Here is a 25,522-nt window from a genome sequence, read left to right as displayed (position 1 = left end):
GTGATTATGACTGATCTTAAGATACGTAACATTGTTATCGTCGGAGGCGGTACCGCGGGCTGGATGGTTGCCGCCGGCATGGCAAAGCTTTTGCGTGATGATGATATCAAGATATGTCTGGTTGAATCCGATGCGATCGCCACGGTCGGTGTCGGTGAGGCGACCATACCCCATATCCTTTATTACAATCGCCTGCTCGGATTGGATGAAGACGAGTTCATGCGCAGAACCCATGCCACCTTCAAGACGGGCATCGAGTTCGTGAATTGGGGGCGCAAGGGACAAAGCTACATACACCCCTTCGGCCCTTACGGTGCCAACATGGAAGGGTTGCACTTTCATCACTTCTGGATGCGCTACGACCATATGGGAAAGGCGCCGCCGTTAGATAATTACAGCCTGATGATACAAGCCGCGCGGATAGGCAAGTTTCAACGACCCGATACCCGGCAACCGAATTCGCCCCTTAGCGCGATTGCGTATGCCTTTCAGTTTGACGCGGCTCTTTATGCCAGATACCTCCGCGAGATAGCGGAGAAGGGTGGTGTCAAACGAACGGAGGGCAAGATCGTCAGGGTCAGCCAGCACGCTGAGACGGGGCATGTGCAGAGCGTCAGTCTGGAAAGCGGCGAGGTCATTCCTGGCGATCTGTTTGTCGACTGTTCCGGTTTTCGCGGATTGTTGATTGAGCAGACCCTGCAGTCAGGGTTTGAAGACTGGAGCGCCTACCTGCCCTGTGACCGGGCGGTTGCCCGGGGGTGCGAACGTGTCGGGCCGCCCTTACCCTATACACGGGCCACCGCCAAGTCAGCGGGTTGGCAATGGCGCATCCCTCTTCAGTCGCGCACAGGAAACGGGCACGTCTATTGCAGCGAATTTATGAGCGATGACGCCGCCCTTGAAAGTCTCAATCGCGATCTGGATGGCGCGCCGATATCTGAGCCAAATTTTCTAAGGTTCAAGGCCGGCGTTCGCAAGAAGCCTTGGAACAAGAATGTCGTCTCCATAGGTTTGTCGTCTGGTTTTCTGGAGCCTTTGGAGTCAACCTCGATCCACTTGGTGCAAACCGCCGTGGCGCGGTTGATGACGAACTTCCCGGACAAGCTTTTTAACCAGCCCGATATCGACTATTACAATCGCCGCACCCAGCTTGAATATGAGCAAATCCGCGACTTTATCGTTCTACATTACCACGCAACCCAGCGCGACGACAGTCCGTTTTGGAACTATTGCAGGACGATGGAGATACCGAAGACCCTATTGGAACGTCTTCAAATCTATCAGGAAAACGGCCGGCTTTATCGCCACGATAATGAATTGTTCAATGAGGTTAGTTGGTTGGCTGTCCTGCATGGGCAAAATATCAACCCCAAGCGGTATCATCCCATCGCAGACATCCTGCCGGAAGCGGAGCTGGAAAGTCGCATGCGTCGTATGGAAGCGAACGTGGCCACCTCGCTTGACCTCATGCCATTGCACCAGGCCTTCATAGAACGGCACTGTAAAAGTCGCGACTAAGGTGCGAAATCTGTCTTGTCGGCACCGCCGCGCTATGGTAGCGGTATCAATAGTCTGACAATTATAAAAACAGGTGGGAAACATGACGAAGCATGGCCGTGCTATGAGCGAGCGTTTGCGTGGATTTCCCAATTTAGCGCCTTATGCGGGCAAGCTATTCGCCCTCATCGCCCTTGGGTTTCTTGTTACATCGGGCCAGGTTGTGGCGCGCGAAACGTTACTGGCTGGCGATGAGCAGGGGAGCGGAGCATATCCAGCGACCTTTGAGGAAGACGCCACCCTGCCAGCGCATGTTGTGTATCGCCCGAAGACTTTAGCAGTCCTGAAAGGTGATAAACTCGGCGTCTATGTCTTCGGCAACGGCGCCTGCAGCGCAGATGGCACTAGTTCGCGCAATCACCTGCTCGAAATTGCCTCGCATGGCTATGTGGCTATTGCCGCAGGTGTAGACCCTGCTCGCCACGATGCGCCCCCGCCGGCGCCTCAGATGGCGAACGGCCAGTTGTCAGCGCCCACAAAGTCCAGTGACCTGACCGACGCTATCGACTGGATCATGCGCGAAAACAGCCGGGCGGAAAGCCCATATTTTGGCAAGATCGATACCCACCAGATCGCGGTATCCGGCTGGAGCTGCGGTGGCCTGCAGGCGCTGACGGTTGCGGCGGATCCGCGTATCCGCACTGTAGTTGTCATGAACAGCGGTGTTTTCAATGACAACGCGATGAAAATTTCGGGCATAGAGGTCGATAAATCGGCGCTCGGACGCCTCCATGGTTCCGTGCTCTATGTCATGGGAGGGCCGGAAGATATCGCCTACAAGAATGGCACAGATGATTTTAGTCGCTTGTCGGGTTTGCCGGCAGCCATGGTCAATATCCCCGTCGGCCATGGCGGCACCTACATGCAACCCCATGGCGGCATCGCAGCCGAGGTCGTAGTCAACTGGCTGGACTGGCAATTGAAGGGCCGCAACGCCGCCGGCCAGAGATTCCAAGGGGCAGATTGCGGCTATTGCCACGATGCCCGACTGACCTTCGAGCGCAAAGATATCAAGTAGGATTGTCATGACCAACCAAACTCGTCGCCAGTCACTGGCCATACTGGGCGGTGGCGCTTTCGCCCTTCTGGCGAACCGCGCCAGCGCTGCCGTTGCCGCGCCTGTGCCCGGCAACAATCCGATCATCACCAACGCCTTTACGGCCGATCCCGCACCGCTCGTTCATAACGGCCGGGTCTACCTCTATGTCGGCCACGACGAAGCGCATGGCCAACAGTTGTTCAATATGACCGAATGGCTGGCCTATTCCTCGGAGGACATGAAGACCTGGACGTCACATGGTGCCATCATGAAGCCGACCGATTTCAAATGGGCGGTCGGCGATGCCTGGGCGTCACAAGTCACCTACACCAACGGCAAGTTCTATCTCTATGCCACGGTCCAGCATGACAAATCTGACAATGGCAAGGCCGTGGGTGTGGCGGTCTCCGACAGCCCGACCGGTCCGTTTGTGGACGCGCGCGGCACGGCGCTGGTGGGCAACACCAAGACGACTCCCAATGGTCTCAGGCCGTGGGAAGATATTGACCCGACGGTTTTCACCGATACGGACGGTACCTCCTGGCTGGCCTGGGGGAATGGCCAATGCTATCTCGTGAAGCTAAAGTCCAACATGATCGAACTGGACGGTGAAATCCACACCTTCGACCTGCCGGACTATACCGAGGGGCCCTGGCTGCATAAGCGTGGCGAGTTATATTATCTGACCTATGCGGGCATGGATAAGGAAAAGCACGCGGAGAACATCGCCTACGCCACCTCTCACGCCATTACCGGTCCCTGGACCTACCGTGGTCTGATCACCGGGACGGCACAGAACAGCTTTACCATCCATCCCGGCATTATCGAATTCAAGAATCAGTGGTACCTCTTTTACCACAAAGCGACCTTGACGATTAATGGCGAAGCCGGCGCCACTGGGCGTCGCTGCGTCTGCCTCGACTACATGTACTATAACCCAGACGGAACAATCCAGGCGGTTGTGCAGTCGGAGGCAGGTGTCAGCCTGCCGCCGAAAGCCCTTTGAAACGCGTGGATATCCAAACAATTGAAAGATCAGGGCCTATGAAACCTCTCAACCTGCTTGGTCGTTGCAGCCTCGTCGCCATTGTTTTGGCGATGTCAGCCCTGTCGGTCGAAGCCGAAACCACCAAAACCGATCCCCTGGCGCCGACCGGCCAATGGAGCGCCTATACCGCCGGCCGTGCCACCACACCGCCTATGGGCTGGAGTTCGTGGAATGCTTTCGGCACGGACGTCACCGAGGCGCGTGTGCTTGATTCCGCCAATACCATCGTCGAGAGCGGTCTGGCCGCCAAGGGCTATCGCTATATCAATATCGATGACGGCTGGTGGTTGAAGCGCCGGCAAACAGATGGCCGGATGCAGGTGCGCAGCGCGATATTCCCCTCCGCAGCGGTCGGCGGTGCAGAAGAAACCAGTTTCAAACCCTTTACCGACCGCATCCACAGCATGGGACTGAAGGCCGGCATCTATTCAGACCTCGGTCGCAATTCGTGTTCGCAGGCCTATGGCGGACCGAACACGCCGAACCTGCCCGAAGGCACAGTGGCTGAGCGCGAGGTCGGCCTCTATGGTCACATGGCGCAGGACATGAAGCTCTATTTCGCCGACTGGGGTTTTGACTTCATAAAGGTGGATGGCTGCGGCGTTCGGGCGTTCACGGCCGAACTCTGAAAAAGTCAAAAGCGGCCAGTATCGCGTCCTGGGCCCGCTGATCGACTTCCAGTCAGTTAACCGCACCGATGTGGCCGAGGTGAAAAAGCTCTATGGCGAGATCGGCGAAGCCTTGAAGCGTGACAATCCGGACGGCGATTTTGTCTATTCCATCTGTGCCTGGGGTTCGGCTGACGTGCGGGCCTGGGGCAAAAATGTCGGCAATCTATCGCGCACCAGCGACGACCTGACGCCGAGCTGGGGGCGTATGCTGACCAATTTCGACAGTGCTGCGACCCGTGCCCTCTACGCCAAGCCTGGCACCTGGAATGATCCGGACATGCTGTTCGTCGGCCATGGTGATTTTGACGAACATCACTTGACGGAGGCGAAATCGCATTTCGCGCTTTGGGCCATGATCAATGCGCCCTTGATCATCGGTTATGACCTGCGCAAGGCGCCCAAGGAACTGATGGATATTTTCGGCAATGCCGACATCATCGCCATCGATCAGGATGGGGCCGGAAACCAGGCCGTGCTCGCCTATGACACCGACGACGTGCAGATATTCGTCAAGACTTTGGGGACCGATCCTGCTCACAAGGCGGTGGCCATCTTCAATCGTGGCGATGTGGCCCGCGATGTCAACCTCACCGCTGCGCATCTGAAATATGCGACGGATGGCAATATCCGTCTCAAGGATCTGTGGACGAAGGCCACGCTGCCGGATTTCAAGGGCGACGTCAAACTGCGCGTCGAGCCGCGTCAGACACTGATTTTCGATGCGCAAGGCACGCACGCTCTGGCCGGCGGCACCTACCTGTCCGAGGTGCCGGGGCGCGTAAATCCGGCCGTGGACGGCGTCGTCGTGCCCCAGGCTGATCCGTATATTCACCGCATGGTCAACCCGTGGGGTGGCACCTATGGTCGCGGTGATCTGCCGATGTATGCCGGTTGGGGCGGCGCTCAGGCCGATACCACGCCCTATGGCCGGTCGCTTCAGGTCGGCGGGCAGGTTTTTGCCAGTGGCCTTGGCGTTCTGGCCGGTTCGCGCCTTGAGGTGCGTCTGGCGGGTGAGCGGCGGTTTGAAGCGCGGGTAGGGATCGATGACTCGACCCTCAATCCCTCTCAATCGGTCACGTTCTTCATCTATGGCGATGGCAAACTTCTGAAGACCTCGAAACCTCTGCGCTTTGGACAGGCGCCTGAGCTTTTGACAGCGGATGTGATGGGCGTAAAGATTCTCGAACTGGTTGCACGTCCGGGCGGCGTGTCGAGCGTTCAGCCGACCACGGTCACCTGGGGCGATGCAGCGCTCTTAAAATAATAGCCACACAAAAAAATCAGACAGGGAATGACTATGCGCCACCTTATGACCGCCAGCCTGTGCGCGCTGGCCCTTGCCTTACCTATGTCGGCGAAGGCCGCCGATCCTGTGATCCAATTGACCGTCGATTCTGGCAAGCCAGGCGCCACGATTGATCGCCATATCTTCGGTCAGTTCGCCGAACAGTTAGGGCATGGGGTCTATGATGGTATATGGGTCGGCAAGGGCTCAAGCATCCCCAATACCCGCGGCATCCGCAACGATGTGGTTGCGGCGCTCAAGGCGATCAAGGTGCCAAACGTGCGCTGGCCGGGCGGTTGCTATGCCGACAGCTATCACTGGCGCGATGGCGTGGGTGAAAAACGCCAGACCCGGGTCAATACGGCGTGGGGCAATGTCGTCGATTCCAATGAATTCGGCACGGACGAATATATGGACTTCATCGACCAGATCGACTCGGAAGCCTATGTGTCGCTGAATGTTGGTTCTGGCACCGTGGGCGAGGCTCAGGACTGGATGGAGTACGTGACTGCCGACCAGCCGACAACGCTTGCCAAGGAGCGCGCCGCCAATGGTCATCCTGCGCCTTACCGTGTTGCCATGATGGGGATCGGCAATGAAAGCTGGGACTGCGGTGGCCTGATGACGGCGGATGACTATACCGCCGAACTGCGTAAATATGCTCGTTTCGTTGGCAGCTATAACCCCAAGGAACCCTCTCTTAAGATCGCAGTCGGCCCTGGCACACCGGATACTCGCTGGACAGAAGCTGTGATGAAAACGTGGAAGGAACGCCACGGCTGGTCCTTCGATATTCAGGGGCTGTCTCTGCATTCCTACACCGTCTATGACGGCTGGCCGCCGCACATGCCGGCCACCGGCTTTGATGAAGCGGCCTATGCGCACGTGTTGCAGGAAACGCTGAAAATGGGGCCGTTGATCGACAAGCAGTCGGCCGTCATGGACAGTTACGACCCGGAGAAGAAAATCGCGCTTGTTGTGGACGAGTGGGGCGCCTGGCTGGCACCAACTCCCGGCACGAACAAGGACTTCCTGATGCAACAGAATTCGCAGCGTGATGCGGTGATTGCTGCCCTCAACATCAATATCTTTGCGCGCCGTGCCGATCGGGTGCGCATGGCCAATATCGCCCAGATGATCAATGTGCTGCAGGCCATGATCCTGACCGATGGGCCCAAGATGGTGCTGACGCCGACCTATCATGTATTCAAGCTGTATGTCCCCTTCCAGGACGCCACCTTCCTGCCCGTCACCTATGACGCCGGCAGCTATGTTCAGGGCAATACCACCCTGCCACGCTTTGACGCCATTGCGGCTAAGGGCAAGGATGGCAAGATCTGGCTGTCCCTCACCAATCTCGATCCGAAAACGCCCCTTTTGGTCGATGCCGCAGCCCTGGGTTTCAAGGCGAAATCAGCTAGTGGTCAGACCTTGAGCGCCCCCAAGGTTGACAGCATCAATACATTCGAAAAGCCCGACGTGGTGACGCCTAAGGCTATCAGCGGGAAGCTGAAAAATGGCGCGGTCATGCTGACCCTGCCGCCCGCCTCGGTCACGGTCGTATCTCTGGAGCCATAAAAAAGCGGGCCGTTCCAACTGGAGCGGCCCGCTTTCCATCTGCAAGGATTGACGTGATTGCCGCTGTAAATTCCAATCCGTTGGCGACACTTCAGCCAATGTGAAATTACAGCCTACTTTGCGGGGTTGTTGATAGCCAGGAAATCGACCACGGCTTGGGCTGTGCCAAGGCGGCAGGCCTCGGTGGCGAGGTCATGGCCGCAATCAGCCAGTTCGACATAGGTGACCGGCTTGTCGGCCTTCTGCAGGGCATCGCGCAAAGTGCGGCTCTGGCTGGCCGGTACGGTCTTGTCGTATTGGCTGTGCACCAGCAGCACCGGCGTGCGGACCGCCGCCGCCGTGATGGCCGCAGGCGTCTGGCTGCCGAAGTAGCGCTGAGCCAGGGCCGGCGAGTTGGCATCGGCGCGGAAGGCGCGCGGTTGCGTCGGATCGGCCTTGAGCGCGGCGATCTCGTCGGCCACGGCGTTTTGCTTCGCGCTCTTCAGATAGTCATCAGGATCGGCAATGCCGTTGATGGCGATGGCGCAGCGATACGGGCTGCCGCTTTGCGCACCGGCCAGCGCCGCGTAGCCGCCATAGCCCTCGCCGGCGATGCAGACGCGCTTGGGATCGACCAGACCTTGCCTGGCGAGATAGCGCACGCCATCGGCCATGTCGCTCAAGATTTCGGCCCGACCATTCGCCCTTGCCGGCTTCGGTCAGGGCGGCGCCATAGCCATCGGAACCGCGGTAGTTCGGTTGCAGCACGACATAGCCGCGTGACGCCATGGCCTGTGCCAGCCCGTCAAAGCCACGTGCATCGTGGCCAAGCGGACCGTCATGCGGCAGCACGACCAGCGGCCGGTTCTTCGCCTCGCCCTGCGGCGGCAGGGTGATCAGGGCGCGGACCTCCAGGCCATCGGCCGCCGTGTAACGGACCGGCCGCTGCGACGCCACCCATTCCGCCGGCACCGACGGATACTGGCTGCCGATATCGACGCGCTTGCCGGTGGCGAAATCGTAATAGTGCCACGAACCCGGATCATCACCGCCCTGATTGAACAGGATCATCTGATGCGGATCGCGCGCGGTGGCGACGACGCGAACGGCCTGACCCGGCGCGGTATCGACGGCGTGCTTGTAGACCTCGGCGAGATCAGGATCGAAGAAGGTGTAGGTGGTGATTTCGCCATCGTGGGCGAAGCCTGACAGGGCGCCGGTCTGCGGATCGAAGAGCGGCCGGTCGCGGGTGGCGTCGCCGCTATCGAGCGCTTCGGACAGCTTGCCATCGGCCGACAACTCGTAATAGTGGAAGCGGCGCTGGCCATCGCTACCAATGGCCACATCGAGGATCAGCAGGGACTGGCCGTCGCGGCCTAACCCTGCCAGAAACGGCGCAAAGGTATGCGCCTTGGCGTCGATCTTGCGCTTGAGAATCGGCGTCCACTTGCCGGACTTTCTCATCTCGATGCTGAAGGTCTCATCGAGATAGGTGTAGAGCGCCCTGACGGTGGGTTGTCCGGTCTCATCGGTCAGCCAGTCATCGACATAGCTGCCAATGCGATCGAGGTCTCCGCCATGGTCATCGATGATGCGGCCCCGGCCGGTCTCGGGATCGACCCGCCACAGATAGGCACGCTGCGCCACCTGGCCGGCAATCGATTTGTCGCGCAGTTCGAGGAAGGGGCCAACGAGCGCAAGCTTACCGTCAACCATCACCGGCTTGGGCAGACCCAGCGCCATATGGTCATAGTCGCCTGCCATCTTAGCGCCCAGGCTGATGGATTGCTTGGTTCGTAAATCGACGATCGTTCCCGCGTCGTGCGACCGCACGCCGTAATCAGCACAGGCCGGCGGGGTTATGGCATGTGAGATCAATGTTCCAGTAATGCCCTCGTGGGGTTTATTCTGGCCGTCGGAAAAGGTTGGGGCTTCAGCATCAATACGATATGCCAAATCCGACAGAGCCTGAGCCGCTTTAAAGCTTTGACCTGAGCCCGACGGGCAAGTGCTGCGGAGGGCGGTCTCAGTCGCCGACAATATAATATGGTCATTGCCAAACCATGTGATCGCTGAAATGGGGTCTTCACTCAGCTTAATCGCCTGATTGCTGCCATCGATCACTTTGTACGTTGTCAGAAGACGTTGACCGCCTTTGCGCGTGACGAAGGCGAAGCGGCTGCCATCTGAGGACAGGGCGATGTGTTCGACGCGCGGGGATTGCGTAAACACTTCAAGGGGCGGAGGCGACGCCTCTTCGGCCAGTTTGGGGCGGATGGCGCCCTTGACGACGACCTCTGTGGCATCTTCTGGCGCCGTCTGAGCCATAGCCGCTGGAACTGCCAAAATCATGACGACAGCCAGCGTGGCGGTCAACCTATACATATAATTCCCCCTGATTGTTATTTTAAATCTATGTCATCATGGTTGCGCATTGATGGCAACCTTAAAATGCACCAAGATCATGTCCTGTTTGTAAGCCGGCCTTGGCCAACTTCGAACCACCTTGCCCGAGTCAGCGAGGGATGTGATGGGCCGTTCCAACCGGAGCGGCCCGCTTCCATCTGCGACGGCGATTTACTTTTTACTGTCGAAGACCAGGTTCTTTCCGAAGAAGGGCAGCACATGGTTCTGAAAGCGATCGGCGACATTGCTGACGTGATTGCCGCTGTAAATTTCAAAACCGTTGGCGATCCCGTAATTGTCGAGTGTTTCGTGCAGCTTCGTGGTATCGGTTTTCAGACCATCCTGATCGCCGACGTCCATTGAGATGGCGTGATATTGGCGCAGGTTGGAAATATACTGGTCGATCATCGCCAGGGGCGCGTTGGCGGCCCATTTGGCCAGGATGTCCGGCTGCGGCTGGCCGTTCTTGACGGGCAGATCGAGATAGAGCGGCGGGTTCTTGGGATTTGGCGACCAGGCGGCGGCGGTGGCCAGCGTCGCGCGTTCGCCCCACCCCAGCTTGGTGGCGTCTTCGGGGGTCTTAACCGCTTCGATGGCTTTCAGCGCTTCGGCCGGTGGCGCTTCGCGCGCCGACATGCAGCACGGGCTCATGATGTAGAGGGCGCTGAAGACCTCTGGATATTTCATGCCAATGCGTGTGGTGCCATATCCACCCATGGAGTGACCGGCCAAACCCCGGCTCGTGCGGTTGGCGATGGTGCGGTAATGCGCGTCGATATAGGCCACCAGATCATGCGCGATGAAACCCTCGAAATTGCCCACGGTCGGCGAGTTGGAATACATCGAGCCGTTATGCAGGGTGCGAGAGTTAGGGAGCACCACGATCATATCCTTGGTGCCGGTGGCGAAGGCGCCCTCAATCGTCTGTGGGGTCTTGATCTCATTCGACCACATCTCATGGCTGATCGAATAGCCGTGCAGGGCATAGACCACGGGATAGCGCTTTTCCGGGTGGCTCTTATAATCGGGCGGCAGGTAGACGATAACGTCACGATCCGCCGATTCCCCTTCCAGATTGCCTTCCAGGGCCGGGCTGTGGACCTTGATTTTTTCCACGATGACCGGCGCGGCGCCAGCGACGACCGGCGGTACAACAGTGGGGGGAGGGGCGGGCTGCTGAGCGTAAACGGGTGCGGCGGATAGCAGCAAAAACGCGGTGAGAGTAGAGATTTTCATGTCGGTTTCCTTATGTGGCGCTAGTGGCCACTTTGCCTGTCGGATAGATAAAATGCCTGAAGCGCATGTCATCTTCCTGTTGTGTTTGCCTTATAGGCTTATCTTTTAGGATCTGCCGCATCATAGGTCTCTGGAGCGCAATCCATGACGGGCCAGGTTTAGGTAACGGGCGGCCTGAGGTACGGTTTAGTACCGAGCAACCGGAACGCTGTCATACACGCGGTGTAGATGCCTTGAAGCTAAGGCAATGTCGCCACCGAGATTAACTCAGACATTTTATATTTGTAAAGGTGCTTTTACCGGTGGTCATGCACAATCAAAGGGCCGGATCAATCACACGCAGAAAGCTTTGCGAAAGTTAATTTCATATTTGACACTCAAGGCCAGTGTGCGATTGTCATGCCTATAAACAACCGAGGCGAAAAGCCTGGACGGGTACGAAAGGCCTCTGGTTCGATCAGTGCGCCAGACCAATGCCCGATAATTATAAAAGGGATGGAACATGCAGACGCCGAAGCCTCTTGCGCTTAACCGCAGGCACGTGTTGATGGCCGGCGCCGCAACCGCCGCGGCGGCTTTTTCTGTCGGCGATCTGCTGGCCGTCACGCACAGCCCGCCCGACTTTGTCTCCGCAGTGCCCGGTGGATCGCTTGAGGTGATAGCCTTGACAGATCGCGCTTTTCGCGTCCGGTTTGTTCCCTCATCGCGCCTTGCCGAAGCAACAAGTTCCATCCTGTTGGCGCAGGCCTCCAAGCCCCGGGTTCGCGTCACGCAGACCCGTCAGGGACGAAAGCTTCGCCTTCTGCATCTCATCTGCGACTGGAACGATCAAACCGAAACCCTGAGCTTTCTTGATGCGTCGGGCAAGGTTCTGTTGCAGGAGTCGGCAAGGCGGCTGACGCCCTCAACCGTCAGAGGCCAGCCAACGTTTGTGGCCGAGCAGACCTTTCAATCGCCGGCTGACGAACGCCTTTTCGGGACGGGATGCTTCCAGGATGGTTATCTCAATATCCGTGGCTTGCCCAGGCGGCTGACGCAGGTCAATACCCAGATCAGCCTGCCGTTCGTCCTGTCGAGCAAGGGTTATGGCTTGCTGTGGCATAATACCGGCATGAGCGAGCTTAACCCGCCCTCCCGCCCGATTGCTCTGAAACGGGTCGACGTTGAAGCAAAGGTGGAAAGCGCCAATGTCACGACCGCCGGCGGCAACGCGCAGGTGATGCGGCGCATGGCGACCTATACGGGCCGTTTTGATGTTGAAGAGACAGGACGCTTTGCCTTCATGCTCGATATCGGTCGCAAGATGGCCTCGCGTCACTATGTGGAAATCGACGGCGTCGCCTGTTGCGATTTCAGCAATCTGTGGCTGCCGCCGACGGCCAGTTTCATCACGGACCTATCGGCTGGATCGCATGACATCAAGGTGGTGGCCAATGAGGAGGACGCACCGTCCCTCCGCTTCGATCCCGTACGCGATCAGACCGTATGGCGCTCAACTGTGGCAAACTCCCTTGACTATGTAGTGATTGCTGGCCCCGAAGCGGCCGAAGTGATGGCGGGGTATCGAGCGCTTACCGGTGAAACGCCGATGATGCCGCTATGGGCCTATGGCTACATCCATTGCCGGGAGCGGTTTCATTCTTCAGACGAAATCTTGGAGACGGCGGCCGAGTTTCGCAAACGCAAGCTGCCGGTCGATATCATGGTTCAAGACTGGCAATACTGGGGCAAGCACGGCTGGAACGCCATGCAGTTCGATGAAGATCACTACCCGGATCCTGCCGCGCTGGTGCGAAACCTTCACGGCATGGACATGCGTTTCATGCTATCCGTCTGGTCGAAAATTTCGCGCGATACCTTGCTTGGCAAGGAGGTTGAACGTCAGGGCTTTTACATTCCGAAGACCGATTGGGTCGACTTTTTCAATCCGAAGGCAGCGGCCTTCTACTGGCAGAACCAGAGTCAAAAACTGGCCGCGCTGGGTATTGACGCCTGGTGGCAGGACGCGACTGAACCGGAAAACGACGATCTGGATGGCCGCGAAACCGCGGGCGGTGCGGGTGAGCGAGTCCGCCTCATCTATCCGGTTCAGGTGGCGCGCACCGTCTATGAGGGACACAGGCGGGACTTCCCCGACCGCCGCGTCATGGTCCTGACGCGATCAGCCTTTCTCGGTCAGCAAAGATATGCCGCAGCAACCTGGTCAGGGGACATCGGCCATGATTGGGAGACCCTGAAGCGGCAGATCCCCGCGGGCCTGAACATGGCGGCGGCGGGCTATCCTTACTGGACCGTCGATGCGGGCGGCTTTTTCCGGCCCGGTGAGGGCCAGTACAGCGATCCCGCCTACCACGAACGCTTCATCCGCTGGTTTCAATACGCCACCTTCCTGCCGCTTCAACGCGTCCACGGCTATATGACCAATACGGAGTTCTGGCGCTACGGCGACACGGTCGAGACCCTTTCGCGGGCCTTCCTTGAGTTACGTTACAGGCTGCTGCCCTATACCTATAGCTTAGCCGCTGCGACCCATCGCACAGGCACGCCGATTATCCGACCTCTGGTGTTTGATTTTGCCCACGACCCGCAGGCGCTGGATCAGTCTCACAGCTATATGTTTGGCTCGGCGCTGCATGTTGCGCCCGTGCTGGAACCGGGTGTCGCGCGTTGGCCGGTCTATTTGCCGCAAAGGCAAGGCGGATGGTTTGACGCCTGGAGTGGTGAACGTCGCGCCGGCGGACAACGCCATGATATTGCGACGCCAATCGACCACATTCCCCTGCACATGCCCGCGGGCGCGATCATCCCGCTCGGGCCCGTCGTGCAATCTACAGCGAATATCCGACGCGAGGATATCGACCTGTTTGTCTGTCCGGGGCAGGATGGTGCGTTCACACTCTACGAAGACGACGGCTTGACCTACGATTACGAGAAAAAAGCCTGCGCGCGCATCCCCATGTCGTGGAACGAAGTCCGTCGGCATTTCACTATCGGGGATCGTGAAGGCCAGTTTCCCGGCATGTTAGAGACCAGACGTTTTCGGGTTCATTTGGTGGGACCTGAACAAACGCCTTTAGCGTTTACGGGCGGCGTGGTGCTTGACTATAACGGGACAAAGATTTCCGTCACTTTGCCGAAATGACGTCAGGTGTCGAAGGATAGCCGGTATCCTCAAACGCTTGACGCGGGAACCTTGCGGTCCCGCTTTCAATTGTGATCTGAGTGCTCAATTCGAAGAAGATGCGGTATTTTTAAACGATTATGGGTACGATGGTCGTTCGTTTGGCAAGGGTTTGAACTCTGGTCGTGCTTGAACAGCCGGTTATCAATCTCGATACTCTGATGTGTGATTTAGGTTTATGCTAGGAGGTGGCCACCGGTGAGTTTTGAGAGACGGTCGGCGGTTTCCCGCACTTTGAGACCCAGTTCGGATAAACGGTCTGCTGTGAGCCGTGTGCTCGGCCCGGAGAGGGAAATGCCAGCACGCGCCTCGCCAAACTCATTGAAGACGGCCGCTGCCACGCACCGCATGCCTGGATTGGCTTCTTCATCATCGATGGACCAACCGCGTTCTCGGATCCGAGCGAGATTTTCGCGCAAATCACGCGGTTCTGTTATTGTGGCGGCTGTAAAACGTGTCAGGGCATGGGAGTTGAGAAAAATATCGATGCGTGACGCTGCCATTTCTGCCAGCAGGGCTTTGCCGATACCAGAAGCATGAATTGCACGTCGCTCTCCTATACGAAAGAAAGCGCGAATAGGCTCCTGACATTCTACCTGCGAGACAAAGACAATCTCATAACCGTCGAGCATCGCCATGTTGACGGTCTCGCCAGTCGCTTCCATCAATTCCGTCATAAGGGGGCGTGCAGCAACCAGAATCTTGTTGCGGCGCTGGAAGGCCATGCCAATGCGCAGAGCTTCGATGCCGATCGACCATTTTTGTGTCAAGTCGTCACAGGCGACCAGCTCGTGCGCGGCGAATGTCGCTAGAAGGCGGTGCGTGGATGACACCGGAAGGCCAGCTTTGTCCGCCAGCGCGGTAAGGGTCAGACCATCATGATGCGACAGAACTTTTAGCAAGTTCAGCCCTTTTTCAAGAGACTGATTGATTTTGGCGTCGCTGTCCTTTTGAAATTTGTCTTCGCGGGGACGCCCGCGAGGGCGACGTTCTGGGGAAGGACTCATGATGCACCTTAAGCTCAAAAGAGTGCACAGACTATGCCCAAACCTCAGAAATAGACATAGGCTTCAATGAAGGGGCTTATGGTTCATTATCATTCAGATGCCTTAGCGATAGGTGTAAAGTCTCAGCCGTAAGATAGAGGTCTTGCCATCCGGAATGGTCAGGTGACGCCCTTGATGGCTTTGATCACCATTCAGCCATCGCCCCTCAATGAACTTGCCCTCTTCCATATGACCTTCGACAATCTGCTCAATGCCGATCTGGTCGCGGCCGTTTGGGTCCTTGAAGGTCAGTGTGATGCCGGTGCCGGCGACGATAAACTCGTTCTTGCCGGTCTTGATGATCAGGCCGCCGTGGGCGGCGAGGTCCTGCTTATCCTTAGGCATCCACGGATAGATCATGTTGGCGCTAAAGCGATAGCCGTCGAGATCGAAGGTTTGCGACGTCTCGTCGACCTTGCCATCCAGAGTGACCGGCGCGCGAAAGCCGCGCATGGTGCCCTTGCCCTGATGGGCGAGGATCAAAGGCGTCAGACTTTTCAGCGTGGCGTAGGTTTCGATAAGTGGATCGCCGTTGGGCAGGTTCTCGATCGAGAAGGGGGAAAAGCTCATGGCGTCCAGTTCGCCGAAAGCGAAGAAGGCATTGCCTGGCGCCTGATGGAAGCCGGCCTGATTGGATTCCGGGATGAGCAGGGGATTGTCGTAGCGCTTGAAGCGCCTCGCCCAGTCGGTGAAATCGGCCCAGTAGTGGTCCATGGCCAGGATATCGATGGAGGGCGCGCCGGCCTTCCAGATATCGAACAGATGCGGCAAGGGGCCGGCGCTAGGATAGTCTCCAGGTCGCTTGTCTGGGCGATTGAGCGCAGCATTGACGTACATTGGCAGGTCATAGGCTGCCTTGCCTGCTTTGGCTTCGGCCTCGACAAAGGTGGCAAAGCTCCAGGCCTGGAAAATTTCCTCGGTCGCGTCGCTGTCGCCGAACACCTCGATCCATGTCCCTTGACTGCGATAGCCAGCCGCGGCCCACTGCGCTTCCAGTTTGGGGTCGAGCTTGGCCTTATGGGCCTTAAGCCAGGCGATGAGGGTGGTCGGAACTTGGCCGGCATAGGCCGCATTGGCCGCGGGGCTATAGTCTCTGACGACCGGCAACATGCCGATTTCATTCTCGACCTGCACCATGATGACCGTGTGGTGGCTATCCGTGGCCTTGAGATGTGTCATCAGCGCCACGAAGGCTGTCTTATCAGCCTTCAGGTTATCGGGATCAAACGGACTGAGAATATTTTGCGCCACACCGGTGTTGTCGCGCGCCAGAGCATAGGTGGTGCTATTCTGTTTGACCCAAGCCGGCGCGTAGGTGGACATCGAGTTTTTCCATGCGCCGAACCACAGCAAAACAAGGCGGGTGTCGTTCTGGCGCGCCTGAGCTATGGCAGCATCGATGACATGGAAATCGAACTGGCCCTGCACCGGCTCGATCTGATCCCATTCGACCGGCACAAACAGGGTGTTGATCCCCATGGCGGTCAGGTTTGGCCACAATGGCTTGAGATAGTCCGGATCGGAGGCCGTCGAATTGCCCAGTTCTCCCCCCAGTATAAGAAAGGGCTGACCGTCGACGATCAGTTGCGTCGCAGTACCTTGCCGTTGCAGTTGAGGCGCCTCATCGGCGTGCGCTGCACCGAACGAAATTATTGATATAAGGCCGGTAAGAATTGTCAGTTGGCGCATATAATCTATCCCTAGCGTCTTTCGTGTTTATCTGTTTAATCTGGTCGGAAGTCGGGACTGCTAAATTTGGTCATACCAAAATAGAAATCTTGAATCCCTTGTGTGCCAGGTTTTATAAGCATGATATGTTTAAAAGGCTGCATTTTTTCGTTGAGACGTTGGTCGCAATGGCATATTGGTCTGACCAACTCCATCGGTGAAGATTCCCTTGTCATTACTTTAGGCTGCAACAGGAAGCACGATTTTGGCTAATACTCCATCCTCCACACGCGCAAAAATACTATCCGCCAAGGTTATTGTGACCTGTCCGGGACGCAACTTCGTCACGCTGAAGATTGAGACCGATCAGGGCGTTTATGGCCTGGGTGACGCGACGCTGAATGGCCGCGAACTGTCGGTCGTCTCCTATCTCGAAGATCACGTTATTCCCTGCTTAATTGGCCGCGACGCCCATCAGATCGAGGATATCTGGCAATATCTCTATCGTGGCGCCTATTGGCGACGCGGACCGGTCACGATGTCGGCCATCGCCGCGGTCGACATGGCCCTGTGGGACATCAAGGGCAAGATCGCCGGCCTGCCACTTTATCAGCTTCTGGGTGGTGCCTGCCGCACCGGCGTCATGGTCTATGGCCACGCCAATGGCACAACTATCGAAAATACGGTCGAGGTGGCGCAAAGCTATCAGGCGCTCGGCTATAAGGCGATCCGCCTGCAATGCGGCGTGCCCGGTCTCAGCAGCACCTACGGCGTTTCCAAGGACAAGATGTTCTATGAGCCAGCGGATGCTGACCTTCCGACCGAAAACGAATGGAACACTGAAGCCTATATGCGCGTGGTGCCCAAGCTGTTCAAAGCGGCGCGTGAAGCCCTGGGCGACGACGTGCATCTGCTCCATGACGTCCATCACCGCCTGACGCCCATCGAGGCGGGACGTTTGGGGCATGATCTTGAACCTTATCGTCCGTTCTGGATGGAGGACGCCACACCCGCCGAGAATCAGGAAAGCTTCAAGCTCATCCGCCAGCACACCACCACGCCGCTTGCGGTCGGTGAAATCTTCAACACGCTCTGGGACTGCAAGGATCTGATCAGCAACCAGTTGATCGACTATATCCGCGCTACTGTCGTCCACGCCGGCGGAATCACCCACCTTAAGCGCATCGCCAGCTTCGCCGATGTCTATGGCGTCAAGACCGGCTGCCACGGCGCCACCGACCTGTCGCCGGTCTGCATGTCAGCGGCGCTGCATTTCGACGTGTCGATCCCCAATTTCGGCATCCAGGAATATATGCGTCACACCGAACTGACCGACGAAGTCTTCCCGCACAACTACAGCTTCACGGCCGGATCGCTCCATATCGGCGACGCGCCGGGCCTCGGCGTTGACATCGATGAGGAAAAGGCCGCCAAATACCCCTATCAGCGCGCCTACCTGCCGGTGAACCGACTGCAGGACGGCACCCTGTTCAACTGGTAATAAGGATCACCCGCATGACCCAGCGCATAGCCCGAATTGTCTCGCTTGTGCTGGGATTGATCCTTGGTCTGGTTACCATGGCCCATGCCGAGGACGGCTATGATCTGTGGCTGCGCTACCGGCCCTTACCGGTGGCGCGGGCTCAGGTCTATTCGCCGCATCTGACCTCGGTCGTCGCTGGCGACAGCCCGATGCTGAGCGCCGCGCGAAGCGAACTGCAGCGCGGTGTCTCCGGCTTTTTCGGCCGGGAGCTACCGGCTGCCACCTCGATCGGCGACGGTGCGCTCGTGATCGGCACACCGGCAGAGCAGCCTGTCATCAAGGCGCTGAACCTACCACTCTCCGGCTTGGGCGATGAAGGCTATCTAATCCGCTCGGTTACCGTGGACGGTCACAAGGTCACGGTCATCGCCGCCAACAGTGATCGCGGTAGCCTCTATGGCGCTTTCCGGCTGCTGCGACACATACAAACGGGCCAGAGTATAGATAAGCTCGACATAGCCGATGCGCCCAAAATCAAGGTGCGTGTGCTCAATCACTGGGATAATCTCGACAGCTCGGTGGAGCGCGGCTATGCCGGGGCGTCGATCTGGGACTGGTGGCGGCTGCCCGATCTCAAGGATCAACGCTATACCGATTACGCCCGCGCCAATGCCTCCGTCGGCATCAACGGCACGGTGGTCAATAACGTCAACGCCAAGGCGCTCAGCCTGACGGCGCCCTATATCGTCAAGACGGCGGCGCTCGCCGATAGTCTGCGGCCCTACGGTATCAAGATCTATCTATCGGCGCGTTTCTCTTCGCCCATGGAGCTGGGCGGCCTGAAAACAGCCGATCCGCTCGATCCGGCCGTGCGCGCCTGGTGGCAGGCCAAGACGGATGAAATCTACAAGGCGATCCCCGATTTCGGCGGCTTCCTCGTCAAGGCCAATTCGGAAGGCCAGCCGGGGCCTGGCGATTATCACCGCAGTCATGCTGATGGCGCCAATATGCTGGCCGAAGCCTTAGCGCCGCATGGCGGTATAGTGATGTGGCGCGCCTTTGTTTATAGCGAGCATGATGCCTCGGACCGCGCCAAGCAGGCCTATAATGAGTTCCATCCGCTCGATGGTCAGTTTGCCGACAACGTGCTGGTCCAGATCAAGAATGGCCCGATCGACTTCCAGCCACGCGAGCCTTTCTCGCCCTTGTTCGGTGCCATGCCAAAGACCCGCGAGATGATGGAGTTCCAGATCACCAAGGAATATACCGGACAGGCGACGCACCTCGTCTATCTGGCGCCGATGTTCGAGGAGACGCTGAAGGCTGATACCTTTGCCAAGGGCTCAGGCTCGACAGTTGCGCGCATCATCGATGGCTCGCTGGAAAAGCACGCCCTTACCGGCATGGCTGGCGTCGCCAATATCGGCGCTAACCGCAACTGGACGGGCTCGGATTTCGATCAGGCCAACTGGTATGCCTTTGGCCGATTGGCGTGGAATCCGGACGCTTCCAGCCGCGACATCGCCACTGACTGGGTGCACATGACCTTCTCGGATGATCCCGCCTTTGTCACGCCGGTGGTCGATATGATGATGAACTCACGAGAGGCTATGGCCGATTACATGACCCCGCTCGGCCTGCATCATCAGATGGCGACCGGTCATCACTATGGTCCCGGCCCGTGGGTACATGAGCTTGCGCGGCCGGAGTGGAATCCGGTCTATTACAACAAGGCCGACGCCGGCGGGATTGGCTTTGACCGCACAAAGACCGGCAGCGACGCCCTGGCGCAGTATAATCCACGCGCGGCGAAAACCTGGTCTGACCCGAGCAAGATGGATCAGCGCTATCTCTTGTGGTTCCATCACCTCTCCTGGGACTATCGTTTGCAGGATGGCCACACGCTTTGGGACGGCCTTGTCATGCGCTACCAGTCCGGTGTTGATCAGGTCGGCGTCATGCAAACGACATGGGCAGGACTTGCGCCTTACATAGATGCGCAACGCTTTGCCGCCGTCTCGCAAAACCTGACCATCCAGCGCCGGGAAGCGCAATGGTGGCGCGATGCCTCGATCAGCTATTTCCAGTCGAAATCAGGCCTACCTCTACCCGCAGGCTATCAAGCGCCAGCCTTACCTCTCGAAGCCTACGAAGCCCTGACCTTCCCCTATGCACCGGGGCAGGGCCATTAATTTGCTGGCGGCGTCCAACAGAAAGATGCCTTTGATACTGTGTCCGAAAAGTCGGGCACACGATGCCAAATAGGCCAGGCCGCCCGTTATAACGGTTAAGCCTTACAGGCCCTATTGGTTGTGTCTGCCAATTTTCAAAGGTCAGACAAATTAACTTTTCAAGTCGGTTTTTTCATGGTAGCGCTATCAGAAAGGCGACCTGATCGCCAAAAATATCGCGATAAAGCGGTACTGGGAGGACATCGTGAAACTGAAACACCCCAAATGGGCGTCAACTGGCCGTGGCCGTCATGTGGCTCTGAGCGCACTTGTCATGCTGATATCCATCGGCATGCTGCAGACCGCGCAGGCGCAAAATCCATTGGATGCTCAGGGCTATCATGACCTGACAAAACCCGCCGAACAGCGCGCCGCCGATCTGGTCTCGCGCATGACTCTCGAAGAGAAAACCGCCCAGCTCATCAATGACGCGCCGGCCATACCGCGCCTCGGCGTGCGGGAATATAATTGGTGGAACGAAGGCCTGCATGGCGTGGCGGCGGCCGGCAACGCCACGGTTTTTCCGCAGGCCGTGGGCCTGGCCGCGACCTTTGACGCGCCGCTGATCCATCAGGTGGCTGACACGATCAGCGTAGAATTTCGCGCCAAGAACCTGGAGCGCCTTCATCGATTCGGGGGTTCGGACTGGTTCCGCGGACTGACCGTCTGGTCGCCCAACATCAACATCTTTCGTGATCCGCGCTGGGGAAGGGGGCAGGAGACCTATGGTGAAGATCCTTATCTGACCTCGCGCATGGGGGTGGCCTTTGTTCAGGGGCTTCAGGGCGATGACCCCACCTATTATCGCACCGTGGCCACACCCAAGCATTATGCTGTTCATAGCGGACCTGAATCCGGTCGCCACCGGGATAATGTGACGCCCTCGCGCTATGATCTGGAAGACACCTACCTGCCGGCCTTCCGCGCCACGATCACCGAGGGCAAGGCGGCATCGATCATGTGCGCCTATAATGCCATTGATGGTCAGCCGGCCTGTGCCAACGACGACCTCCTCGTCACACACCTGCGCAAGGACTGGGGTTTCAAGGGCTTTGTGGTATCGGACTGCGATGCCGTGGGCGATATCTATTACAAAACCTCGCATCATTATCGCGCAACACCCGAAGACGGCGTGGCGGCTGCCTATCAGGCCGGTACGGATCTGATCTGCGGCAACGCTAATGAAGCCGATCACCTGACCAGCGCTGTCCGCAAAGGCCTGCTGCCGGAAACGGTTCTTGATACGGCGCTTGTGCGTTTGTTTACCGCCCGCTTCAAGCTTGGGCAGTTTGACCCGGCGCCAAAGGTTTTCCCATCGATCACGGCCGCTGATTATGACACCCAGGCCAATCGCGATCTGTCGCAGCGTGTGGCGGAATCCGCCATGGTACTGCTCAAGAACCAAGGCAACCTTCTGCCGCTCAAATCCGAGCCTCGCTCGATCGCGGTGATCGGGCCAAATGCGGACTCGATTGATTCTCTGGTCGGCAATTACAATGGCGAGCCTTCGCACCCCGTGACGGTTCTGGCGGGTATACGCGCCCGTTATCCGAATGCCACTGTTCATTATGCGCAAGGCTCAGGCCTGATCGACCCGGTCTTATCTGCCGTGCCGGACGCGGTGTTGTGTCGTGACAAGGCTTGCGCTGATAAAGGCGTGACCGTGAGTCGTTTCACCTCTCACGATGTGACGGCTGCACCTCGGGAAACAACGACCGAAGCCGGTATCCACCAAAGCTGGAGTGGGGAACTGCGCAGTGGCGCCGTGCGGTTTGAGGGCTACCTGACCGCTCCGGAAAGTGGAGAGTACCGTTTCCGCTACGATGCCGATGGCGGTTACCGCATCTGGATCAATGATAAGATGGTGGTGGACGCCTGGCGCGTCGATTGGCGGCCGTCCATTGCCACCGGTGCGATCAAGCTGGAAGCTGGCAGCCGTAATTCCATTCGTGTCGAATCCTTCCAGCGTCAGCCCAAGGGCGATGAAAGACTGATCTGGAGCGTACCTTCCGATGCGGGCGCACAAGCCGCCGTGGCGGCAGCCAAGGATGCCGATCTCGTGATTTTTGCCGCGGGCTTATCTCAGCGCGTCGAAGGCGAAGAAATGCACGTTGACGCCGTCGGATTTTCCGGCGGTGACCGAACCAGCATTGACCTGCCACCCATTCAGCAAAACCTGTTGGAGAAGGTGAGCGCGACCGGCAAGCCGGTTGTGCTGGTGCTCCTGAACGGTAGCGCCCTGGGCGTGAACTGGGCGGACGAGCATGTGCCGGCCATTGTTGAAGCCTGGTATCCGGGTGGGCAAGGCGGCGCGGCTGTGGCACGTCTGATCGCGGGTGATTTCAGCCCGGCGGGCCGCCTGCCTATGACCTTCTATCGTTCGGTCGATCAGCTTCCAGCTTTCAACGACTACGCCATGAAAGGCAGGACCTATCGCTATTTCAAGGGTGAGGCGCTTTATCCGTTTGGTTATGGCCTGTCCTACAGTCGTTTCCAGTACGCGCCGGTGACACTATCGGCGCGCCAGGTGCGCGGTGACGAACCCGTTACGGTTTCGACAAAGGTCAGCAATACCGGCGGTGTCGATAGCGACGAAGTCGTTCAGCTCTATGTCAGCCATCCCGGGGAAAAGAATGTCCCTATCCGCGCGCTGGAGCGCTTTGAACGCATCCACCTGAAGGCGGGGGAAAGCAAGACGGTCAGTTTCACGCTCGACAGTCGCGCCTTAAGCACGGTCAACCAGGATGGCACGCGTTCGGTCAAGCCCGGCAAGGTCACCATCTGGGTCGGCGGTGGACAACCGGACAATCGCAAAGGGTTGGAGAAAACTGCAGGCGCCGACGCCGCCTTCACGATTACGTCCACTCAGGTCCTGGCGCCATAGGTGCCAGGGGGCGGGTGACTATCCATCATAAATCAGAACAGGGGAAAAACCGTGACCAAAATAATGCCACAGATCTCGCGCCGGGACGCGCTTACAGCCATGAGCGCGCTCAGCCTAAGCATAACCCTGCCAGCCTATGCGGCCGGTAATCCATCCTTGGGCGGAAGCGTCAATGCCGCCGACACAAAGCCGCCCATTTCGCCGTTCATTTACGGTGGCTTCATCGAGCATATCGGTGATCTGATCAATGACAGCCTGTGGAGCGAGGTCCTTGACGACCGCAAGTTCTACTGGCCGGTGGTCAAGCCGGAACCGGCCCCTGCCGCCGCAGCCAACCGTCGCAGAGGCGCGCCGCCGAAAAAGTGGCACCCTACCGGGCCAGATGACAGCGTGACCATGGATACAAAGGCGCCTTATGTGGGCGCGCACAGCCCAGTGGTCCGCCTGACCGGCGGCACCCCGCTCGGCATAGGGCAGGGTGATCTGTCATTGGCTAAAAAAGCCTACAGTGTGCGTCTGGTGGTCGCCGCTGATGCCGGCGTCGCCGTCACGGCGACACTGATATGGGGCAGTGATCCGGCCATGCGCCAAAGCGTACCGGTCGCGACGAAGACAGACTGGACGACGGTGCCACTTAAGTTCGACTGTGGCGCGGCATCAACCACCGGGCGTCTGGAAATTACCGGCACGGGCACAGGCACATTCCGCGTTGGCGCCGTCTCCCTGATGCCAGCCGACAACGTCGGCGGCTTCCGGGCCGATATGATAGCTCTGATGCGTGAGATGGACTGCAAGATCATGCGCATGCCGGGCGGCAATTTCCTGTCGGCCTATGACTGGCATTTCACGGTCGGCGACCTCGATAAGCGCCCGCCGATCCTGGACCCGGTGTGGCATGCGGTTCAGCCGAACGATGTCGGTGTCGACGAACTCCTGCATATGGCCCGCCTGATCAATGTCGAGCCGTACTGGTGTGTCAGCACCGGATTTGATTCTCCGCGATCGGGCGCGGAACTGGTCGAATATGTGAATGGTGCTGCGACTACCGAATGGGGCGCCAAGCGCGCAGCCAACGGTCATGCTGAGCCCTGGCGTGTCAAATATTGGGACATCGGCAACGAGATGTACGGCCACTGGCAGATGGGCCACATCTCGCCGGAGCAATATTACGTCAAGCACAACCTGTTCGTTGACGCCATGCGCGCTGTCGATCCGACCATCTATATCGCGGCACCCGGCGGCTTCGCAGACGAAATGACGACGGGGCAGGGCATCTTTATCGAAGGCCAGCCCCAGGTCGCCATCGGCTCGGAGCGTGACTGGGCCTATGGCATGTTTAAAAACTGCATGGGCCGTTTCGACGCCCTGCAGACGCATGCCTATCCGGCGGAAAACAAGCGCTATGATCTGTCGACGGGCAAGCTGGTGGATATCACTCAGTCTCTCAATGAATGGTCACGCGGTATGGCGCAGCGCATCCAGACCATGGCGGATTGCTGGGAAGCCTATAAAAAAGCCTTTCCTATGCTGAATGACGGCAAGATCAAGGTGTTCTTCGACGAATGGGCCTACCATTTCCAATCGGACTATAAAGGCTGTCTGGCCGTGGCCATCGCATTCCATGAGTTTTACCGGCACACTGATTTCATCGACGCGGCTGGCTACACCATGGCGACCGGCTGGCTCAATTTCTCACCAACCGACTCGGTGATCAGCGCCACAGGCCGGGTGTTCCAGCTCTATAATCAACACTTCGGTGTCATTCCGGTGGCTGTGACCGGCACGTCGCCCGTGCCGCCGCCACGGTATCCGATTGGCGGCGACCAGCCCAGCGTCAATACGGGGAGCGCGACCTGGCCGCTTGACGTCTCCGCCGCCTTGACGGCAGACCGCAAGGAGCTGATCGTCTCTGTGGTCAACGCCACCGAAGAGCCCCAGAGCCTCAAACTCGCGATCAACGGCTTCGCGCCTGGCCGCACCGGCCGCACCTGGCGTCTGGATGCACCTGGCCTCGATGCGCAAAATGTGGTCGGGGCAGCGCCTCAGGTGAAGATCAAGGAAGGCAGCTTCAACCCGCGCGCGGGCACGCTTTCCTTACCTGCAACGAGCATTACGCTGTTTGAATATAAACTGGCCTGATCGCGATAATATGAATTCTCAAGTTCTGCGCGTACAGGTCTCTATAACATATATTACACGTGATAACATCCATTATCACGTGTATTAAATT

General features: G+C 58.2%; 13 protein-coding genes and 2 pseudogenes. 10 read left to right on the top strand and 5 right to left on the bottom strand.

Annotation, left to right across the window (positions count from 1 at the left end; all coding sequences use genetic code 11):
* Positions 1 to 6: 6 nt before the first annotated feature.
* From ABQ278_RS18900 to ABQ278_RS18880, 5 genes and pseudogenes are all read left to right on the top strand, one after another.
* Positions 7 to 1,518 carry a tryptophan halogenase family protein gene (locus ABQ278_RS18900; protein ID WP_349322572.1) on the top strand — a complete coding sequence of 504 codons (1,512 nt, stop codon included), beginning with the start codon at positions 7 to 9 and terminating at the stop codon, positions 1,516 to 1,518.
* Positions 1,519 to 1,600: 82 nt separating this feature from the next.
* Positions 1,601 to 2,575, top strand: a complete 975-nt coding sequence (locus ABQ278_RS18895; RefSeq protein ID WP_349322571.1) for a hypothetical protein — start codon at positions 1,601 to 1,603, stop codon at positions 2,573 to 2,575.
* Between the two features lie 7 nt (positions 2,576 to 2,582).
* On the top strand, positions 2,583 to 3,602 hold the full coding sequence (locus ABQ278_RS18890) for a glycoside hydrolase family 43 protein (RefSeq protein WP_349322570.1): 1,020 nt from the start codon (positions 2,583 to 2,585) through the stop codon (positions 3,600 to 3,602).
* A 92-nt stretch (positions 3,603 to 3,694) separates the two neighbouring features.
* Positions 3,695 to 5,579: pseudogene (locus ABQ278_RS18885) on the top strand (NPCBM/NEW2 domain-containing protein).
* Positions 5,580 to 5,612: 33 nt separating this feature from the next.
* Positions 5,613 to 7,178, top strand: coding sequence for an alpha-L-arabinofuranosidase C-terminal domain-containing protein (locus tag ABQ278_RS18880; protein ID WP_349322569.1), 1,566 nt, complete (start codon positions 5,613 to 5,615; stop codon positions 7,176 to 7,178).
* 113 nt (positions 7,179 to 7,291) lie between these two features.
* On the opposite strand, the gene ABQ278_RS18875 is transcribed toward ABQ278_RS18880, so the two are convergent.
* The 3 genes and pseudogenes from ABQ278_RS18875 to ABQ278_RS18865 all read right to left on the bottom strand — a co-directional run bounded on the left by ABQ278_RS18875 (position 7,292) and on the right by ABQ278_RS18865 (position 10,799).
* Positions 7,292 to 7,819: a prolyl oligopeptidase family serine peptidase gene (locus tag ABQ278_RS18875; RefSeq protein WP_349322568.1), complete on the bottom strand. Its 528-nt coding sequence runs from the start codon at positions 7,817 to 7,819 to the stop codon at positions 7,292 to 7,294.
* Between the two features lie 83 nt (positions 7,820 to 7,902).
* Positions 7,903 to 7,946 (bottom strand): annotated as a pseudogene (locus tag ABQ278_RS18870) (hypothetical protein); the annotation flags it as partial.
* A gap of 1,788 nt (positions 7,947 to 9,734) precedes the next feature.
* Positions 9,735 to 10,799, bottom strand: coding sequence for an alpha/beta hydrolase-fold protein (locus ABQ278_RS18865; RefSeq protein ID WP_349322567.1), 1,065 nt, complete (start codon positions 10,797 to 10,799; stop codon positions 9,735 to 9,737).
* Positions 10,800 to 11,346: 547 nt separating this feature from the next.
* On the opposite strand from ABQ278_RS18865, the gene ABQ278_RS18860 reads away from it, so the two are divergent.
* On the top strand, positions 11,347 to 13,941 hold the full coding sequence (locus ABQ278_RS18860) for a TIM-barrel domain-containing protein (protein WP_349322566.1): 2,595 nt from the start codon (positions 11,347 to 11,349) through the stop codon (positions 13,939 to 13,941).
* A gap of 215 nt (positions 13,942 to 14,156) precedes the next feature.
* On the opposite strand, the gene ABQ278_RS18855 is transcribed toward ABQ278_RS18860, so the two are convergent.
* Together ABQ278_RS18855 and ABQ278_RS18850 are read right to left on the bottom strand one after the other, a co-directional pair.
* The gene (locus ABQ278_RS18855; RefSeq protein ID WP_349322565.1) at positions 14,157 to 14,987 is read right to left on the bottom strand and encodes an IclR family transcriptional regulator; all 831 of its coding nucleotides are present in this window, start codon (positions 14,985 to 14,987) and stop codon (positions 14,157 to 14,159) included.
* A 102-nt stretch (positions 14,988 to 15,089) separates the two neighbouring features.
* Positions 15,090 to 16,715, bottom strand: coding sequence for a DUF5597 domain-containing protein (locus ABQ278_RS18850; protein WP_349322564.1), 1,626 nt, complete (start codon positions 16,713 to 16,715; stop codon positions 15,090 to 15,092).
* Between the two features lie 244 nt (positions 16,716 to 16,959).
* Between ABQ278_RS18850 and manD the strand changes: the two genes are divergently transcribed.
* The 4 genes from manD to ABQ278_RS18830 all read left to right on the top strand — a co-directional run bounded on the left by manD (position 16,960) and on the right by ABQ278_RS18830 (position 25,431).
* The gene (gene manD, locus ABQ278_RS18845; protein WP_349322563.1) at positions 16,960 to 18,195 is read left to right on the top strand and encodes a D-mannonate dehydratase ManD; all 1,236 of its coding nucleotides are present in this window, start codon (positions 16,960 to 16,962) and stop codon (positions 18,193 to 18,195) included.
* A 14-nt stretch (positions 18,196 to 18,209) separates the two neighbouring features.
* Entirely contained in the window at positions 18,210 to 20,369 is a 2,160-nt protein-coding gene (locus ABQ278_RS18840) for an alpha-glucuronidase family glycosyl hydrolase (RefSeq protein ID WP_349322562.1), read from the top strand.
* Between the two features lie 244 nt (positions 20,370 to 20,613).
* Positions 20,614 to 23,292 (top strand): glycoside hydrolase family 3 C-terminal domain-containing protein, encoded by a 2,679-nt coding sequence (locus ABQ278_RS18835; protein ID WP_349322561.1) that lies wholly within the window; start codon positions 20,614 to 20,616, stop codon positions 23,290 to 23,292.
* Positions 23,293 to 23,343: 51 nt separating this feature from the next.
* Positions 23,344 to 25,431, top strand: coding sequence for an alpha-L-arabinofuranosidase (locus ABQ278_RS18830; RefSeq protein ID WP_349322560.1), 2,088 nt, complete (start codon positions 23,344 to 23,346; stop codon positions 25,429 to 25,431).
* Positions 25,432 to 25,522: the final 91 nt, after the last annotated feature.

The organism is Asticcacaulis sp. MM231 (assembly GCF_964186625.1).
Taxonomy (GTDB): domain Bacteria; phylum Pseudomonadota; class Alphaproteobacteria; order Caulobacterales; family Caulobacteraceae; genus Asticcacaulis.
Note: the sequence above shows the minus strand (reverse complement) of the source record. Positions and strands in the feature narration are given on the sequence as shown.

Bases quoted from the DNA above. Each gene is read 5' to 3' on its own strand.
- ABQ278_RS18900 (WP_349322572.1), top strand. From the start codon at position 7: ATGACTGATCTTAAGATACGTAACATTGTTATCGTCGGAGGCGGTACC.
- ABQ278_RS18895 (WP_349322571.1), top strand. From the start codon at position 1,601: ATGACGAAGCATGGCCGTGCTATGAGCGAGCGTTTGCGTGGATTTCCC.
- ABQ278_RS18890 (WP_349322570.1), top strand. From the start codon at position 2,583: ATGACCAACCAAACTCGTCGCCAGTCACTGGCCATACTGGGCGGTGGC.
- ABQ278_RS18880 (WP_349322569.1), top strand. From the start codon at position 5,613: ATGCGCCACCTTATGACCGCCAGCCTGTGCGCGCTGGCCCTTGCCTTA.
- ABQ278_RS18865 (WP_349322567.1), bottom strand. From the start codon at position 10,799: ATGAAAATCTCTACTCTCACCGCGTTTTTGCTGCTATCCGCCGCACCC.
- ABQ278_RS18860 (WP_349322566.1), top strand. From the start codon at position 11,347: ATGGCCGGCGCCGCAACCGCCGCGGCGGCTTTTTCTGTCGGCGATCTG.
- ABQ278_RS18855 (WP_349322565.1), bottom strand. From the start codon at position 14,987: ATGAGTCCTTCCCCAGAACGTCGCCCTCGCGGGCGTCCCCGCGAAGAC.
- ABQ278_RS18850 (WP_349322564.1), bottom strand. From the start codon at position 16,715: ATGCGCCAACTGACAATTCTTACCGGCCTTATATCAATAATTTCGTTC.
- ABQ278_RS18840 (WP_349322562.1), top strand. From the start codon at position 18,210: ATGACCCAGCGCATAGCCCGAATTGTCTCGCTTGTGCTGGGATTGATC.